The organism is Streptomyces sp. AHA2 (assembly GCF_036857595.1).
GTDB lineage: Bacteria > Actinomycetota > Actinomycetes > Streptomycetales > Streptomycetaceae > Streptomyces.
The window spans coordinates 85,516-102,494 of sequence record NZ_JAUQWJ010000012.1 but is presented as its reverse complement, the minus strand read 5'-3'; the positions used below and the strand labels follow the sequence as shown (position 1 = coordinate 102,494).

Sequence of the window (16,979 nt, the reverse complement as noted above, 5' to 3'; positions counted from 1 at the left end):
CCTATGGCGGCGTGACACCATCACCTGCGTGCTCGACATCGGCTACGCCCTCTCCAACCGCTTCCCCGACCCGCCGCAGACCGACTACCGCCGCGCGGACGTGCGCGCCCTGCGGCACGACCTGTTCTGCGGCGACGTCTACCTGGCGGACACCAGGACCGACCACGAGGTGTCCACGTCCTGGGGATGGGTGCCGGTGCTCGACTTCGCGTGGGCCCTGTGCGACATCGTGGAACGCATCGACCGGGACCCGGCCGGATCCCGGGCCTCCCGCCCGCAGCGCGCGGAGCTGGACTTCACCGAGTCGACGGACCGGATGCTCTTCGAGCGGCGCTTCGGCTGGGTGGACATCGAGGCCGACTGGATGCGCCCGGAGGAGCCCGCGCTCACCGTCTCCCACAGCGAACTGCGCCGCGAGGCCCGGGATTTCCTGCACGACCTGATCGCCGACCTCACGGACCTGCACGACGACCTCGCCGAGAACCCGGCGATCTGGACCCTCCAGTCCCGCTTCCCCCGGGTGTCGTGAGGCCCGCGGCGCGAGCCGGCCGTCCCGTCGCGGTGGTCGGCTCTCCGTCGTCAGCCCTCCACCCTGATCCCCCACTGGGCAGCCAGCGCGGGAGCCAGGTCCAGCAGCTGGGCCGGGGTGACCACCGCGCCCGACAGGCGGTCCAGACCCCTGCTGATCTCCACTGACGCGGCCCCGCGCAGATCGACGTCGACGAGGGTCGCCGCATGCAGGTCGGCCCCCTTCAACGCGCAGTCGACGAACTCCACCCGCTCCAGACGCGCCCCGCCGAAGTCCGGCTCGACCAGGACGCAGCCCTCGAACACGACGTCCCTCAGCCGGGCCGTGCGCAGATTGAGGTAGTCGATCTTGCCGCCGCGGATCAGCACCCGCTCCAGAACCGCCCCGTGCAGCTGCGGTCCGCCGAGGCGGGCGTCGGTCAGCTCCACCTCCCGCAGGGTCGCCTCGGCCAGGTCCGTGCCGACCCCGCGGACGCCGCTGAGGACCGAGTCCAGGAGACGGGCGTGCCGCAGCCGCGTCTCGTCCAGCGCGCACCCCGTCAGCGCGCAGTCCATGAACCGCGCGCCGGACCCGTCCTGCCCGCCGAGGTCCGCCGCGTCGAACTCCAGCCCGTCGTAGTCCCCGTCCGGCTCCAGGCCACCGCCCCCGTACGACTCCAGCGACGGCAGCCGCACCTCCGGCCGCCGCGCGCCCTTCACCCCGCCCGCCGCTTCCCTCGCCATGCCCCCATGCTGCACTCCGCCACTGACAACGCCCCCCGAACCGCCTTGCCGACCTGCACGACACCGGTCATGTCACATCCCGGCGCCCCCGGCCCGTCGTACCCCCGAAGGCCACCCGGCCCGAAGGCCACCCCGACCCGAGGGAGATCCCCAGTCATGCACCGCATCACCGTCATCGGCGGCGGCTTCGCCGGACTGACCGCGGCCATCACCGCCGCCGAGGCGGGCGCCGAGGTCACCGTCCACGAGGCCCACCACACCCTCGGCGGCCGGGCCCGCACCGCCGAGGGCCCCTACCGCACGAACGAGGGGCCGCACGCCCTGTACAACGGCGGCCCGCACTGGGCCTGGCTCAGGCAGCGCGACCTCATCGGCCCGCTCGCCCCCGTCCCTCCCCTGGAGGCGGCCCGGCTCCGGCTGCGGCACCAGGGCGTACTGCGCCGCACTCCGCCCTTCGCGATGCTCAGACTGCTGCGCCGGACCGGCCGGCAGGCACCCGTCGACGCCGACTTCCTGACCTGGGCGACCGGCATCGCGGGCGAGGAGGGCGCCCGGGCCGCCGCCCACTACTCCGCGGTCGCCCTGTTCCACCACGACCCCGGCTCCCTGTCGGCGGCGTTCGTGCAGGAGCGGCTGAGGCGCGCCACCAAGCTGCCGCCCGAGGCGCACTACCCGCGCGGCGGCTGGGCGAGCATCATCGACCGGATGGCCGCCCGCGCCTGGAACCTGGGCGTCCGGATGGAGACCCTGTCCCGCGTCGACACCCTCCCCACCGACACCCCCGTCGTGGTCGCCACCTCCCTGGCCGCCGCCCGGCGCCTGCTCGGCGACGACTCCCTGACCTGGCCGAGCGGCCGTACCGCCCTGATCGACCTGGCCGTGCGCACCCGGCGGGGCGACGCGTTCGCCGTGTCCGACCTCGACGCCCCCGGCTGGATCGAGCGCTTCACCGCCCAGGACCGCGGTCTCGCCCCGGCCGGGGAGCAGTTGATCCAGGGACAGATACCGCTGGCCCCGCACGAGTCGAAGGCCGACGGCACCGCACGCGCCGAGCAGTTGCTCGACCTTGGCTTCCCGGGCTGGCGCGACCGGGTCACCTGGCGGCGCACGTCGGTGGCCGACGGCCGGACGGGCGCGGTCGACCTGCCCGGCACCAGCTGGCGCGACCGGCCGGCCGTGGACCGGGGCGACGGTGTCTACCTCGCCGGCGACCAGGTCGCGGCCCCCGGTGTGCTCTCGGAGGTCTCCTTCAACAGCGCCCTCACGGCGGTGTCCCTGGCCCTCGGGCGGCACGAGCTTGACCTGAAGCAAGCTTGAGGTCCAAGGCTGGGCTCAGACAGACGACGACACGAGGAGCCCCGCATGCACGCCGTACGCCTGCACGCCTTCGGTCCCGCCGAGAACCTCACCTACGAGCGGGTCGAGGACCCCCGGCCCCGCCCCGGCCAGGTCCGGATCGCCGTACGGGCGGCCGGGGTCCACCTGCTGGACGTCGCCCTGCGCCAGGGCATGCGCGGCGGCCCGGCCGGCGAGCCGTCACCCCTGCCCACGATCCCCGGGCGCGAGGTCGCCGGGGTCGTCGAGTCACTGGGCGAGGGCGTCGCCGGACAGTGGCTGGGCAAGCGGGTCGTCGCCCACCTCGGCTTCGTCCCCGGAGGCTACGCCGAACTCGCCGTCACCGAGGCGGAACGCCTGCACGAGATCCCCGAGCGCCTGGACTTCGCCCAGGCCGTCGCCATGATCGGCACGGGCCGTACGGCGATGGGCGTCGTGCAGTTCGCCCGACTCGGCCCGGAGTCGGTGGTCGTCGTCCCGGCCGCGGCCGGGGGCATCGGCACCCTGCTCGTGCAGTACGCCAGGAACGCCGGGGCCACCGTGGTCGGGCTCGCGGGCGGGCCGGAGAAGACCGCCCGTGTCCAGGCGGGCGGCGCCGACCTGGCCGTCGACTACAAGGACCCCGCCTGGCCCGCCGAGGTGCGCGCCCACCTGGCCGGCCGGAGCGCGACCGTCGTCTTCGACGGGGTGGGCGGCGACGTCGCCCGCGAGGCCGTCGCCCTGCTGGGCCCGGGCGGCCGGCACATCGTCTTCGGCTGGTCCGGGGAGGGCATCCTGGGCGGCGGGCCCTACCTGGTCGACGGAGTGTCCGAGCAGGTCCTCGGCCCCGCGATGCTGGACCGGGCCGGCGGCCCCGACCCCCTGCGCACCCTGGAGCTGCGCGCCCTCACGGAAGCCGCGCACGGCCGGCTCGTCCCGGCGGTCCAGCGCTTCCCCCTCGCCGAGGCGGCAACCGCCCACCGCGCACTGGAGAGCCGCGGCACGACGGGGAAGGTGGTCCTGGAGCCGTGAGGCGGGGCGCCGGGGGCTGTGAGGGGAAGCCGGACGCGGCGCGACCCGAGGGAGGCACCGGAACGGGATGACAACCGGAACCGGATGACAACCGGAACCGGGTGACAACCGAAGCAAGGTGACAACCGAAGCAAGGTGACTGCCGGAGCAGGATGACGGCCGAAGCGGCGCGCAGTCCCACCGGAAGGGTGGCCGGGAACGCTCCCGCCCCCGGCAAATCCGCATGACCCGCCCCACCCACGCCCACTACCGTGCCGGGCGTGACGATCGAGATCCCCCGGGAACTGGCGGCCGCACAGGCGGAGTACAACGGCGAGGCCGGCCGCGCCTTCATCGCCGCGCTGCCCGGCCTGGCGGCCCGCTTCCTCACCCACTGGGACCTGGAACCCGACGGAACACCCATGCACGGCGTCTCCGCCCTGGTCCTGCCGGTGGTGCGCCGGGGCGACGGCACCCCCGCCGTCCTCAAGCTCCAGCTCCTCGACGAGGAGAGCGAGGGCGAGCCCGTCGCCCTGCGGGTCTGGGACGGCGACGGGGCTGTCCGGCTGCTCGACCACGACGCACCCACCGGCACCATGCTGCTGGAGCGCCTGGACGAGACCCGGATGCTCTCCCACGAGCCCGACACCCGCCGGGCCGTCCTGACCATCGCCGAGTTGCTGGCCCACCTGACGTCCTTCCCGGCCCCGCCCGGCATGCGTCGGCTCGGCGACATCGCCCGCGCGATGCTCGACGCCACGCCCCGGGCCCTCGAACGGCTCCCCGACCCGCAGGCGCGCCGCCTCGTGGCCGACTGCGCGGCCGCGGTGCGCGAGGTCGTCGACGAGCCGGGCGACCGCCTCCTGCACTGGGACCTGCACGACGAGAACGTCCTGGCCTCCCACCGCGCCCCCTGGCTGGCGATCGACCCCAAGCCGCTCGCGGGCGACCCGGGCTTCGAGCTGTGGCCCGCGCTCGACAACCGCTTCGACCCCGCCGAGATCCTCTGGCGCTTCGACGCCATGACCGACGTCCTCGCCCTGGACCGCGCCCGGGCCCGCGCCTGGACCCTCGGCCGCCTGCTGCAGAACGCCCTGTGGGACATCGAGGACGACCGCCCCCTGGACCCGGCCCAACTGGAGATCGCCCAGCGCCTGCGCACGCACGGGGGCTGACGGCAAGGGCCGGAACAGCGAAACGCCCGGGCCGGAACGGATCCGGCCCGGGCGGGCGGAGCCCCCTGTCGGATTCGAACCGACGACCTACGCATTGCAAGTTGTCCGATCTTGGTCCGGGGGCGTCCGAGGGCGTCCGCGGAACAAGAGATATGCCTGATCACGCTTGTGCCGCGACCATGCTGGACAGTGGCGGGCGGTGACAGACATAAGGCTGATTGGGACCTGGTTTGAGACCGCCTCCGCGGCCCGGCAAGCAGGTCAGCCAAGCGCACTCGGCTGCCGCGACGTACGTAAAACGTTTGTCGGTCCGCGCGGCGAACGCATCCCCGCTCAGGTGCGACAAGGCCGCGAGGAGCGCTAGACGTTTGACGCACCTGCACCCGTTCGGAACGGCGCCACAGTACCCAAGCAGGCATTGCATGGCCATGCACTTAGAGCGCAAGTGCCTTACGATGCAGGAGACCCCTAACAGGCCCTGGAGGCCAGGAAGGGCCCGACGCTGCGGGAACAGCGCCAGGCCCTTAAGGGGTGCAGATCACGGGCCCGGCCGACCAAACAGCGGCCGGGCTCTCTGCTGAGCCCACCGACCGGTTCACCGTGCTCTGGTCAAGACCAGAGGCTCTGCACCACTTCCCTGATGACCGTGGCGATCACTGGCAGCCAGTCGATCAACGCCTGCCTCAACGACAGACGGCGATCACACCGAGCGCAGCGACCCTCCAGGTAAGGCTCCTCGGTCACCTCGCTCCTCCCTTCGACTCCAACGGGCAACCCTGAGTACGACTCAGGGGTTCACCCCACAGTTGAGGTGAACAGTCCCGGTGGAGCACGCGGGGAGGAACTGGGCTTCAGCATAAGCGCGTTAGCCGGAACTGAGGTCCCGGTCACCACATCGGCTGAGCCGTTGATGCAATCCAACCACTAGATGTGGGGATTGGCTCATACATCCCTGGTCGTCCCGCTGTTACCGCTCAGCCACCGGGCGTGGTCAATCGCTGACGATGGCGGTGCAACCTCGCTGCGGTCCGAAGCGTGCGATCGTCACCTGCCGTTTTGGCCACCCTCGGACGGCCCAGAGAAGGCCAGAACCGCCGAGGCGCGGGTGAGGTCGTCCAAGGGTATGGGGCGTGGCGTGCGGCGCATCTGATCCGTAGGCGGGTGCGGTGGCTGGGGCTCACTCTGGTAGCCCTGCCCATCAACCAGGTGATGCCTCCGAACAACGCACCCGTAGTCCACGGCCGTCCGTAGATGTGCGCGAGCGTTGATGTCACCTGCTGACGTCAGCAGCCCGGCCCCCTAGGACTGACCGACCATCAGTGCCCACAGAGCCAACACGAGCACCACGAGAGCAGGAGAATCCTGCGTCTGAAGCCACGCCAGCAGTGTTGTCAAGCTGACCAATACTTCAAGGTCTCCATGAGCACGAGGACCTTGAGGAAACGTAGCGGCTGACACTGTGTCACTCCCTAGGATGATGTTGATGCCGAAGCCCGACACCAACAACTCTGGTGGCACCTAGGGGTGTTGCCGCTACTGGAACGCGTTGCCGACTTCTGGCAACGCCCACACCTTGGGGGTACGACATGTCGAGAGGTTCATCCGCGCTTCAGCCAATAGGTGACGACATCCCCCCGGAGGCTGCGCAGCTAGCCGAGAGACTTCGCGAAGTATTCGCGGCTCTGAATATTTCGGTGCGCAGATACGCGCTACGCATTCATCGGAATCCAGGGGCCGTTTCCCGATATCTAAACGGCTCACGAGTCCCACCATGGGACTTCGTGACTGAGCTATTCACGGAGGTTACCAAAGCACGAAAAGTCCCGCTACAGAAAGAGGTTGTCGACCACATCAAAACCGCCCACCGGCAAGCCCTGGCGTCCAGCAATCGGAAACTCCACGAGGTACAGCAACTGCAAGATCAGCTTGAGGACGCTGACCTGCGTGTACAGCAGGCAGCTATCCGTGAGCAGGTACTGATGGAAGGTCTGCAACTGCGAGAGCAGCGGATCGCCCAACTCGAGGTAAAACAACTGGAACTCACCGCTCGATGGGAAAACGAGACCCGGCAAAGAGAGGCACTGGCAAACGAACTGGCTTTGACGGAGGATTCCTACGCGGAAGAACTCGAACGCCTCAAAGCCGAAGTGGAGCAGTTGCGAGCAGATCTACGGAGAGCTAAAGAGGAAAGTCAGCAGGCAGAGGCGCGATGTCAACTATTGGAAGAACGTCTAACTGAGGCGGAAGAGCGGGCGTCGACGGGTCAGGAAGCTCGCGAGGCCAGTGAGCTAGAAGCTGCGCAGCGCGCAGTCGCAGAAGCACGAGCTGTCGCTGATGACTTGCGTCGACAGCTGGAAGACATACAGGTCAGACGTAATGTGCGGCAAGAGGCTCTGGCCGATGAGGTAGCGGCGGCGCTCGACAGAGAGCTCCAAGAAGAGAAAGAAAGAGAAAGATACGTCGTCGAGACCGAACCCGAAGAAATAGCGCGAGAACTGATGCGGCTATACGCCACGGGTGGAGATGCCGGCGTCTACGATATGGCCAACACGATCGGTCGGTTGACGCCCGGACAGTCGGTACGTGAACTGTGCACCACCCTATGGGAGAAGAATTATACCGACTTGGCGGTGAGCGTTGCCGGCCACCTTTCCGATCGAGAGGATCTTGAGGCGCTGGCGGATATTCTAATCCTGATTGGCGGCCAAGACGTCAGCCGGATGGCCAACAGGTGCGTGGAAAGAGCTCTTGGCAGAGTCGCATGGTTCCGAGACTCCTTCGAAGTCCTCTCCTTCGCACGCATCCTAAAAGAGAAAGATTGGGCTGCTTGGGCATCCCAACTTGAAGAAGAGTGCGCCGCCAGGCGCGACGCCAACAAACTCGCGGAACTAATCTCCATTATGAGCCTTGAAGACAGGGCCTCAATGCTCACCAGCGTCGTCGAGAATCGTTCGACACCCGACGTCCCTGCTCTGTTGAGCCAAATGAGTCGTGTAGGCCTCGGAGATGAAGTTCAGTCAATCCTGACTGAGGTTGAGAATATTCGACCCGCCGATCACCCTTTCATTTTGGAAGCCTGGAGTTTGGTGAATCAGTAGATTGCAGCGTCTGCGGTACGCCTCGCTGGTCCGTAGCACCGAGGGATGAGGCATGTCGCCTGGCGGGCTTATCTACCCGCCAGGCTGTGTCAAAGCCCGGACGCCTTTAGGGCCGCGATCACTGTTGCGGAGTGACCCTCGTGCAGCTGGCGCCAACCGAGTTGTGACACCGGGGCGGTGGTGCGACTCTTGCGCGCCCGAAGGATCCGAGTGGCAGATCCACATCGCACGCTAGGCCGCGTTGCCGAGCGTCTTTGGTGCCCGAAGCCAGCATGGGAAGCTTGGGCCAGGCGAGGAGCTGAGATTGTGAGGGACAGCACGTGTCGCAGCAAGCCAGCCCTCGGGGGACTTTCCTCAAGGTTTCGACGAGATCGACACCGTATTCGGGCCCAAGGCCGGAGGGAACGAAGAGGTCCGCGGGTTCCTCAACTCCGGCTACCGGCGCGGCGCCAAGTCCCTGCGCTGCGTGGGCGAGGGCTCCGAGCAGAAGGCAGGCTTCTTCCCGTCGTTCTGCGCGGTCGCTATGGCCGGACTCGGTTCGCTCCCAGACACGATCCTGACCCGCTCGGTCATCATCCGCATGCGCAAGAAGGCGCCCAACGAGAAGTGCGAGTCCTACCGGCGCCGCATCCACGAGAAGCAGGGCCACGCGCTGCGTGACCGGCTCGCCGAGTGGACCGACACCATTCACGACGAGATCGCGGCCGCGTGGCCGGAGATGCCCGAGGGTGTCACGGACCGGCCCGCGGATGTGTGGGAGCCGCTGCTCGCGGTCGCGGACGCGGCCGGCGGGCACTGGCCCGAGCGGGCCCGCGCCGCGTGCGTCGCGCTCATCAAGGCTGCCTCCGAGGGTGACCAGGCTTCCCTTGGCGTCAAGCTGCTCACGGACCTGCGGGACCGCGTGTTCTGCGGGGTGGACCGGATGCCCACCGCCGCCATCCTGGAAGTCCTCCTCCAGCTCGATGACGCTCCCTGGTCCGACCTGAGCGAGGACGGACAGAGCATCAAGCCGCTTACCGCCCGCGCCCTGTCCAAGCTCCTGAGCCAGTACGTGCGGCCCGACAATTCTCCGAGCAAGCCGCGTGGAATCCGGGTCGGGAGCACGACCCCGAAGGGCTACTACGCCGAGGACCTCAGCGACGCCTGGGCCCGCTACTGCCCCCCAGCCCCCGGAGAATCCGCAACATCCGCCACAGCCGCAACACCGCAGGTCAAGGCGGGTGAATCTGTGGCGGAAACCCCTTCCGGCAGCCGCCACATGTACGCGGAAACCGACACACGCCAACTCCGCATCGCGGGCTGACCAGCCTGTACCCGCGCTAGGCCGCCACGCGCCCGGCGTGGCGGCACCTATCCGCAACACAACCGCCATCCGCCACAAAATCAAGCCGCTGACCAGCAATGTTGCGGCGTGGCGGATGTTGCGGATTCCCCAGAAGGGTCCCAGGACGCCTGCCGAGGAGGCACCCCCGGATGAGCACCGCGATCGCCGCTCCCGTCGACCGACTCCTGTACAAGCCCGAGGAAGCTGCCGAAGCGCTCGCCATCGGCCGATCCACCGTCTACGAGCTGATGGCCGAAGGGGCCCTGAAATACATCAAGTTGGGCCGCACGCGCCGGATCCGGCGAACGGACCTCGAAGAGTACGTGGCGAACCTCGCGCCCCTACCCAACTGACCCACAGCACGCCCTGAGGCGCCCCGAGCACTCTGCTCGGGGCGCCTCCCGCATGGAGGAGCACATGAGCCCCCGCAAGCCCAACATGGAATCGACCATCTACTTCGGTGCGGACGGCTGGTGGCACGGACGCGTCACGATGGGCGTGAAGAACGACGGCAGCCCCGACCGCCGGCACCGCCGCGCCAAGACCAAGGCGGAGGTACGCCGCAAGGTCCGGGAGCTGGAGCGGCTGCGCGACCAGGGCCGCGCGACCACCACCGCGGGGCGAAAGCCCACCGTCGCGAAGTGGATGGAGACCTACCTCACCGACATCGCGAGCCTGAAGCTCAAGCCGCGGTCGCTCGATGACTACTGGTCGAAGACCCGGAACGACATCATCCCCGGCGTCGGCGAGCACCGCATCGACAGGCTGCAGCCCGAGCACCTGGAGCGGATGTACCGGGCCATGCTCGACGCCGGCCACGCTCCCTCGCAAGTCGTGAAGGTGCACCGCATCCTGTCCCGGGCCCTGAAGATCGCCCACCGTCGCCGCATCATCGGCGAGAACGTCGCCACGCTCGTGGACCCACCGAGCGTCGACGAGATCGAGGCCAACCCCTTCACCAAGGAGGAGGCCAAGGCCTTCCTGGAGGCCGCTTCGAAGCGGCCCACTTCATGCGGTGGATTGTCGGTGTCGGCATGGGGTTCCGGCAGGGCGAGACGCTCGGACTGCGCTGGTCGTACGTCGACCTGGACGCGGAGCTGTTCCGCCCCGAGTGGCAGTTGCAGCGCCTCACGTGGCGGCACGGCTGCGCCGCCCCCCACGCCTGCGGGGCGCGCCTGCACCGCTTCGAGCCATGCCCCGCCGGATGCGTCCGGCACAAGAGCTACAAGCGCGGCTGCCCGAAGCCGTGCCCCAAGGCATGCACCAGGCACGCGAGCGCCTGCCCGCAGCGAAAGGAAGGCGGTCTCGTCTTCACCCGCCCGAAGACCAAGAAGAGCCGGAACGCCGTCCCGATCCCGCCCGTGTTCATCCCGTTCCTGCACGAACACGAGGCCGGGTAAGAGGAGCTGCGGGCCGCCGCCGGCGAGCTGTGGCAGGAGCACGACGTCGTGTTCTCAAGGCCGGACGGACGCCCGCTCGACCCGCGCGCCGACTACGAGGAATTCAAGGAGCTGCTCAAGGAGGCCGGGATCGATGACCGCCGCCTCTACGACGGAAGCCGCCACACCGCCGGCACCATCCTCAACGAGCTGGGCGTGGACATGCCCACGATCATGGAAATCCTCCGCCACACCCAGATCAGCCAGACCCGGCGGTACGTGAAGGGGCGATCCCACCTGTCCAAGGACGCCATGCGACGCATGGGCGAGTTCTTCGTGCCCGCGCCCTCCACCCCGGATCCGGGCCCCACTGAGACCAGAACTGAGACCGCCGACACCCGCTCGGCCCGCGCCCGACGCCGCCGCCGCATCCGCTGACGACGAAACCCCAGGTCAGACGATATCCGACCTGGGGTTTCAGCAGAGCCCCCTGTCGGATTCGAACCGACGACCTACGCATTACAAGTGCGTTGCTCTGGCCAGCTGAGCTAAGGAGGCGTGTGCGGGGGTGCGTCCCCGTACGTGCCCGAGCAGTGTACCCAGGTCCGTCCGGGCCCCCGTCGAGAATTTCCGCGAAGTTCACAGGCCCGGAGGTACTGACAGACAGGTGAACGGCAGGTACCGTCCTGAGCCAGTTCACACGCGTGGACTACACCACAACGGAACACCGTCGTGGCACCACCTTCCTACTCGGATCGTCCGGCACGTTCCTGCCGGTAGAAGGGGTCCATTCACCATGGCCACTGTGCAGTTCGACAAGGCGACCCGGATCTACCCGGGTTCCACCAAGCCCGCCGTCGACGCGCTCGACATCGACATCGAGGACGGCGAGTTCCTCGTCCTGGTCGGCCCGTCCGGTTGCGGCAAGTCCACCTCGCTCCGCATGCTCGCGGGGCTCGAGGACGTCAACGGCGGAGCCATCCGCATCGGTGACCGCGACGTCACCCACCTGCCGCCGAAGGACCGGGACATCGCCATGGTGTTCCAGAACTACGCGCTGTACCCGCACATGACCGTCGCCGACAACATGGGCTTCGCGCTCAAGATCGCCGGCGTCAACAAGGCGGAGATCCGGCAGAAGGTCGAGGAGGCCGCGAAGATCCTCGACCTCACCGAGTACCTCGACCGCAAGCCGAAGGCGCTCTCCGGCGGTCAGCGCCAGCGTGTCGCCATGGGCCGCGCCATCGTGCGCGAGCCGCAGGTCTTCCTCATGGACGAGCCGCTGTCCAACCTGGACGCCAAGCTCCGCGTGTCCACCCGCACGCAGATCGCCTCGCTCCAGCGCCGCCTGGGCATCACCACCGTCTACGTCACCCACGACCAGGTCGAGGCCATGACGATGGGCGACCGCGTGGCGGTCCTCAAGGACGGCCTGCTCCAGCAGATCGACACCCCGCGCAACATGTACGACAAGCCCGCCAACCTCTTCGTGGCCGGCTTCATCGGCTCCCCGGCGATGAACCTGGTCGAGGTGCCGGTCACCGACGGCGGCGTGAAGTTCGGCAAGTCGGTCGTGCCGGTCCAGCGCGACGCGATCTCCGCCACCACCGACAAGACCGTCACGGTCGGCGTCCGCCCCGAGCACTTCGACGTGGCCGGCCCCGACGCCGAGCTGGGCCTCGCCGTCACCGTCAACGTCGTCGAGGAGCTCGGCGCCGACGCCTACGTCTACGGCACCGCCGATGTCGGCGACGAGTCCAAGGACCTCGTCGTCCGCGTCAGCGGCCGTGAGGTGCCGGAGAAGGGCAGCCAGCTGCACATCGTCCCGCGCTCCGGCGAGACCCACGTGTTCTCGACCTCCACGGGCGAGCGCCTCTCCGACTGACCCCTGGTGAACGCGCGACTCCGGGTGATTCACCCGGGTTGACGAAGAGGGCCCCGCAGACCGCTGCGGGGCCCTCTCGCGTTGTCGACAAATACCCCGGCAGACCGGACGTTTCGAGCGCTGTGCGTCAACCCACTACCCACTCAGGGGCACTTCCTCATCCCCCGAACCGGTGACTAAATGTCTACAAACCATTACCGGGCGCTACCCTCACACGCGTGAAGCACTCCAGCACCCCTCAGACGCGACGCGGCCGGGGCCCCGCCCGCCGGATCGGCCGCACCCTCGCATTCGTCCTGCCCGTCGTCCTGGTTCTCTCCGGGACCCTCGCGGTCACCCGAGTCAACTGGTCGGGGAACACCACCGACCCGGTGCTCACCGCCGCGGACACCTCCATCGGCACGCCCAGGACCGTCAAGCGCGCCCCGCAGGACGTCCTGCGCGACAAACTGCTGACGGAACTGCAGGAGGAGAACCCGGGCGTCGCGCTCACCCACCTCCAGCAGGCCGTCAACGGCCGCCCGTCCCTGGCGAAGCACTGCGCCTCCATCGCCCGCGCCCTCGGCCAGGCGGCCGTCCGGGTCTACGGCCCGACCCGCGCCCAGTCCTACGCACGGCCGGTCTGCGACACCGCCTTCGCCACCGGCGTCGCGGCCGCGCACCGCTGAGCGCACCGCCCTGCCACCGGGTGGGAGGCCCCTCACGGCTGACCGGAAAGGCCGTCAGCCGATTTCCCGGGCGGGACGCCCCGTACAGTTCGGTTCCATGAGCGATCCGAACGCCGCGTCCCGCCCCGTTCAAGCCGTCGTTCTGGCCGGCGGCCAGGGCTCCCGGCTGCGTCCGTACACCGACGACCGGCCCAAGCCGATGGTCGAGATCCCCGGGACGGGGACTCCGATCATCGGCCATCAGCTGACCTGGCTCGCCGAGGAGGGCGTGACGGACGTGGTGGTCTCCTGCGGCCACCTCGCCGAGGTGCTGCAGAAGTGGCTGGAGACGGCCGAGCTGCCCGTCTCCGTGACGACGGTCGTCGAGCCGGAGCCCCTCGGGCGCGGCGGCGGCCTCAAGTACGCCGCGGCGCACCTCCCCCACCCCGACCGGTCGTGGTACGCCACGAACGGGGACATCTGGACGCGGTTCTCGCTGCGGGACATGGCCGACTTCCACACCGAGCGGGACGCCGTCGCCACGCTGGCGCTCGCGCGGCCCCGGCTGCCGTGGGGAGCCGTGCAGACGGACGGGTTCGGCCGCATCACCGACTTCATCGAGGCACCGCCGTCGACCTTCGAGATCAACGCCGGTGTCTACGTCTTCTCCCCCGAGTTCGCCGAGCTGCTGCCGCACCGGGGGGACCACGAGCGGACCACGTTCCCGCACCTCGCCCGTGACCGGCGCCTGGCCGGCTTCACGATCCCCCAGGGCTCGTACTGGCGGGCCATCGACACGGCGAAGGACCTGACGGAAGCGGCCAAGGAACTGGCGGCCCTGAGCCGCTGACCCGGCCTCCCCGACGCCGCCCGACCGCCCCCGCCCCCGCCACTGGCCCGGACCGGGCCGGGCCGACTCCGGCCTACCCTCGCCCACCGGTACGCCCGACGGACGTCCCTTCGGACCCCGGCACCTGCCCGGTGGCCCGCCCCCGGCGCGCCGGAAGGCCCCGCACCCTTCGGTGCGGGGCCTTCCGGCCGGTGCCCGGCGGGGTCAGCCCAGGAGGCCGCCCACCAGGCCCGGGCGGCCCGTGGAGGCGCCGCCGTCGTCGCCGGATCCGCCGGTCGAGCCGCCGCCGCCCGTGGCCGTGCCGCCGCCGGACGTCGGGCCCGTGGTGGTGCTGGGCGCCTGGTTCTGCGGGGAGGACTGCTGGGGCGGCGCCTGGCCCGCGGTGCCCTGGGTCTGGCTCGGCGAGCCGCCCGTGACCGTGCCGGTGTCGCGCGTGGCGCCCGGCCGCGTCGTGGTGCCCGCGCTGGGGCTGGCCGAGCCGGCCGTGGCGCCCTGTGTGGGCGAGACGGACGCCGACGGGGTGCGCTTCTTCTCCTGCCGCTTGCCGCCGGGCTCACCGGGCAGCGGGGAGCCGGGCAGCTCGTTGCGCGGGGCCTCGCCCGGACCCGGGACGACGACCCGGTCGGCGTCGCGGACGGCACCGCCGAGCAGCGAGCCGACGAGCAGCGTCAGGCCGGTGGCGACCGCGGTGACGAGGGCGCCGCGGCGCAGCACGTAACGGCGCAGGTCCCAGATGTCGGCGCGGGGGCCGAGCCGCCGCCAGGCGCTGCCGGCCAGGCGGCCGTCGACGGAGTAGACGGGGGCGCCGGCGATGATCAGCGGCGACCAGGCCGCGAGGTAGATGATGTCGGGCGTCTCGTAGGCCGGGACGCTCTTCCAGCTGACGGTGACCAGCAGCGCGGCCGAGAGCAGGGCGCCCAGGCAGGCGGCGACGCGCTGCCAGCAGCCCAGGACCGTCAGGACGCCGACGATGACCTGCGCGAAGGCGATGACCAGGCCGGAGCCGACCGGGTGCTCCAGGGCGAACTGGCGCAGCGGCTCGGCGACTTCCCAGGGGTGCAGGGTGTTGAGCCACTTGACCATGGAGCCGCGCTTGCCGCCGTCGAAGTAGACGGGGTCGCACAGCTTGCCCATGCCGGCGTAGATGGAGATGAAGCCGAGGAAGACGCGCAGCGGGAGCAGGACGACGCCGAGGTTCATCCGGCGGCCCGGGTAGTAGGCGTGCCGGGCAGGGTCGTCGCCGTGGCGCCTGCCGCGCCGGCCGGTCTCCTCCCCGGCGTCGGCGGCGTCCTCGAACTCCGCGTCGTCGTAGCCCTGTTCGTAGCCGTGCTCGTCGTAGCCGGGCTGGTCGTAACCGGGCTCGTCGTAGGCGCTGCCGACGGTGCGCATGGCGGGCAGCAGCCGCGTGCCGTCGGCCTGGTCGTGGGTGCGCTGCGGGCCGACGACCGGGGTCTCGACGGTCTGGACGAGGTCGTCCTGGTAATCGCCGTCCGGGTAACCGGTTCCGGCGTACCCGGGGCCCTGGTATCCGGGGGTGCCGTAGCCGGGGCCGACGCGGTCGATGACCTGGGTGGCCCCGGTGTCCGCCGCGGATTCGTCGGCGTGGGGCACGCTCCCGTGCCGGACCGCCTGCAGCAGCCGGTGCGCGCCGGTGTCGTCGGGAGCGGATCTGCCGCTCCAGACGACCGGCCGGCGGCGGGCGGTGGCCCCGTCCGCCGCGCCCCCTGCGGTGGCGACGGGGACGCGGGCGGTGTCCTCGGTGGCGTTCAGGTGCCGTGCGACCCGGGGGGACTGGACGCGACGCGTCGAGACGCCCAACTGCACGCGGAAACTCGCGTGATTGACGATGACCTGCGCCGGGTCGCTCGGCACCTTCACCATGCTCAGCGCGGGAGCGTCGTCGAGTCCCGACGAGCGGTCCCCCGTGGGAGTGCGGGGTGTTCTGGTGTCCACACTCATCTAACCGAGTGACGTCGGGTTAGGACACTGCTTTGACCCGCCGGATCTGTCCGGACCCCGTCAAACTTGTCCTCGTCGCCCCGGTGACCCGGGAATCACCCCGCACGAGTGAAGTGGCGGACACCTGTTCAGGCGCGTCGGCGGGCCGCCTCGTACAGCACGATGCCCGCCGCCACACCGGCGTTGAGCGACTCGGCGCCGCCCGGCATCGGGATCCGCACCCGGAAGTCGCAGGTCTCCCCGACCAGCCGGGACAGCCCCTTGCCCTCGCTGCCGACCACGATGGCGACGGGCCCGTCCAGCGCCTCCAGCTCCGTCAGTTCCACCTCGCCGTCGGCGGCCAGGCCGACGACCACGACACCGGCCTTCTTGTACGCCTCCAGCGCACGCGTCAGGTTGGTGGCGCGGGCCACGGGCGTCCGGGCGGCGGTACCGGCGGACGTCTTCCAGGCACCGGCCGTCATCCCGGCCGCCCGGCGCTCGGGCACCACCACGCCGTGTCCGCCGAACGCGGAGACGGACCGCACGACCGCGCCCAGGTTGCGCGGGTCGGTGACGCCGTCCAGCGCCACGATCAGCGGGTCGGCGCCCTCGTCGGCGGCGGCGTCGAGCAGGTCCTCGGGGTGGGCGTACTCGTACGGCGGGACCTGGAGCACCAGGCCCTGGTGGTTGAGGCCGTTGGTCATCCGGTCGAGCTCGGGGCGGGGGGCCTCCATGAGGTTGATCCCGCCGCGCTCGGCGGCCAGTTGCAGGGCCTCGCGCACGCGCTCGTCGTTGTCGATGAACTGCTGGACGTACAGCGTGGAGGCGGGCACGCCCTCGCGCAGGGCCTCGTAGACCGGGTTGCGGCCGACGACCAGCTCGGAGGCCGACTTGCCGCCCCGGCCGCGGGGCGCGGGGCGGCGGGTCGTCTGCCGCGCCTTGGCGTTGGCGACCCGGTTCTTCTTGTGGCCCTTGCGCATCTCGGCGGGCGGGGTCGGGCCCTTGCCCTCCAGGCCCTTGCGCCGCTGGCCGCCACTGCCGACCTGCGCGCCCTTCTTGCCGGACATGCGGCGGTTGTTGGCTGCCATGACCTACCTGTCTCTG

At 70.1% G+C, this 16,979-nt stretch carries 12 protein-coding genes, 1 tRNA gene and 2 pseudogenes; 11 read left to right on the top strand and 4 right to left on the bottom strand.

The window, feature by feature from the left end:
- Positions 1-28 precede the first annotated feature (28 nt).
- The gene (locus Q5694_RS23735; RefSeq protein WP_333935293.1) at positions 29-529 is read left to right on the top strand and encodes a hypothetical protein; all 501 of its coding nucleotides are present in this window, start codon (positions 29-31) and stop codon (positions 527-529) included.
- A gap of 50 nt (positions 530-579) precedes the next feature.
- On the opposite strand, the gene Q5694_RS23730 is transcribed toward Q5694_RS23735, so the two are convergent.
- On the bottom strand, positions 580-1,251 hold the full coding sequence (locus tag Q5694_RS23730; protein WP_333935292.1) for a pentapeptide repeat-containing protein: 672 nt from the start codon (positions 1,249-1,251) through the stop codon (positions 580-582).
- A 156-nt stretch (positions 1,252-1,407) separates the two neighbouring features.
- On the opposite strand from Q5694_RS23730, the gene Q5694_RS23725 reads away from it, so the two are divergent.
- The 7 genes and pseudogenes from Q5694_RS23725 to Q5694_RS23695 all read left to right on the top strand — a co-directional run bounded on the left by Q5694_RS23725 (position 1,408) and on the right by Q5694_RS23695 (position 10,990).
- On the top strand, positions 1,408-2,568 hold the full coding sequence (locus Q5694_RS23725; protein WP_333935291.1) for an FAD-dependent oxidoreductase: 1,161 nt from the start codon (positions 1,408-1,410) through the stop codon (positions 2,566-2,568).
- Between the two features lie 45 nt (positions 2,569-2,613).
- Positions 2,614-3,597, top strand: a complete 984-nt coding sequence (locus Q5694_RS23720) for a zinc-binding dehydrogenase (RefSeq protein ID WP_333935290.1) — start codon at positions 2,614-2,616, stop codon at positions 3,595-3,597.
- Positions 3,598-3,848: 251 nt separating this feature from the next.
- Complete coding sequence (locus Q5694_RS23715) at positions 3,849-4,751, top strand: aminoglycoside phosphotransferase family protein (RefSeq protein ID WP_443040927.1); 903 nt, start codon at positions 3,849-3,851, stop codon at positions 4,749-4,751.
- A 1,781-nt stretch (positions 4,752-6,532) separates the two neighbouring features.
- Positions 6,533-7,849 carry a hypothetical protein gene (locus Q5694_RS23710; protein WP_333935288.1) on the top strand — a complete coding sequence of 439 codons (1,317 nt, stop codon included), beginning with the start codon at positions 6,533-6,535 and terminating at the stop codon, positions 7,847-7,849.
- Between the two features lie 361 nt (positions 7,850-8,210).
- Positions 8,211-9,152 (top strand): annotated as a pseudogene (locus tag Q5694_RS23705) (DUF3631 domain-containing protein); the annotation flags it as partial.
- 170 nt (positions 9,153-9,322) lie between these two features.
- Complete coding sequence (locus Q5694_RS23700; protein ID WP_031135784.1) at positions 9,323-9,526, top strand: helix-turn-helix domain-containing protein; 204 nt, start codon at positions 9,323-9,325, stop codon at positions 9,524-9,526.
- Between the two features lie 64 nt (positions 9,527-9,590).
- Positions 9,591-10,990 (top strand): annotated as a pseudogene (locus Q5694_RS23695) (tyrosine-type recombinase/integrase).
- 46 nt (positions 10,991-11,036) lie between these two features.
- Here Q5694_RS23695 and Q5694_RS23690 read toward each other — a convergent pair.
- Positions 11,037-11,110 (bottom strand) — tRNA-Thr (locus Q5694_RS23690).
- Between the two features lie 238 nt (positions 11,111-11,348).
- Between Q5694_RS23690 and Q5694_RS23685 the strand changes: the two genes are divergently transcribed.
- From Q5694_RS23685 to Q5694_RS23675, 3 genes are all read left to right on the top strand, one after another.
- Positions 11,349-12,437 (top strand): ABC transporter ATP-binding protein, encoded by a 1,089-nt coding sequence (locus tag Q5694_RS23685; protein ID WP_333935287.1) that lies wholly within the window; start codon positions 11,349-11,351, stop codon positions 12,435-12,437.
- 218 nt (positions 12,438-12,655) lie between these two features.
- Positions 12,656-13,105 (top strand): hypothetical protein, encoded by a 450-nt coding sequence (locus tag Q5694_RS23680; protein WP_333935286.1) that lies wholly within the window; start codon positions 12,656-12,658, stop codon positions 13,103-13,105.
- Positions 13,106-13,202: 97 nt separating this feature from the next.
- Positions 13,203-13,934: a nucleotidyltransferase family protein gene (locus tag Q5694_RS23675; protein WP_333935285.1), complete on the top strand. Its 732-nt coding sequence runs from the start codon at positions 13,203-13,205 to the stop codon at positions 13,932-13,934.
- 204 nt (positions 13,935-14,138) lie between these two features.
- Here the strand turns inward: Q5694_RS23675 and Q5694_RS23670 are convergent, their stop codons facing one another.
- Both Q5694_RS23670 and rlmB read right to left on the bottom strand, forming a co-directional pair.
- Positions 14,139-15,893 (bottom strand): DoxX family protein, encoded by a 1,755-nt coding sequence (locus Q5694_RS23670; protein WP_333935284.1) that lies wholly within the window; start codon positions 15,891-15,893, stop codon positions 14,139-14,141.
- A gap of 128 nt (positions 15,894-16,021) precedes the next feature.
- Positions 16,022-16,963: a 23S rRNA (guanosine(2251)-2'-O)-methyltransferase RlmB gene (gene rlmB / locus Q5694_RS23665; protein ID WP_333935283.1), complete on the bottom strand. Its 942-nt coding sequence runs from the start codon at positions 16,961-16,963 to the stop codon at positions 16,022-16,024.
- Positions 16,964-16,979: the final 16 nt, after the last annotated feature.

Bases quoted from the DNA above. Each gene is read 5' to 3' on its own strand.
- Q5694_RS23730 (WP_333935292.1), bottom strand. From the start codon at position 1,251: ATGGCGAGGGAAGCGGCGGGCGGGGTGAAGGGCGCGCGGCGGCCGGAG.
- Q5694_RS23725 (WP_333935291.1), top strand. From the start codon at position 1,408: ATGCACCGCATCACCGTCATCGGCGGCGGCTTCGCCGGACTGACCGCG.
- Q5694_RS23720 (WP_333935290.1), top strand. From the start codon at position 2,614: ATGCACGCCGTACGCCTGCACGCCTTCGGTCCCGCCGAGAACCTCACC.
- Q5694_RS23700 (WP_031135784.1), top strand. From the start codon at position 9,323: ATGAGCACCGCGATCGCCGCTCCCGTCGACCGACTCCTGTACAAGCCC.
- Q5694_RS23685 (WP_333935287.1), top strand. From the start codon at position 11,349: ATGGCCACTGTGCAGTTCGACAAGGCGACCCGGATCTACCCGGGTTCC.
- Q5694_RS23675 (WP_333935285.1), top strand. From the start codon at position 13,203: ATGAGCGATCCGAACGCCGCGTCCCGCCCCGTTCAAGCCGTCGTTCTG.
- Q5694_RS23670 (WP_333935284.1), bottom strand. From the start codon at position 15,893: ATGAGTGTGGACACCAGAACACCCCGCACTCCCACGGGGGACCGCTCG.
- rlmB (WP_333935283.1), bottom strand. From the start codon at position 16,963: ATGGCAGCCAACAACCGCCGCATGTCCGGCAAGAAGGGCGCGCAGGTC.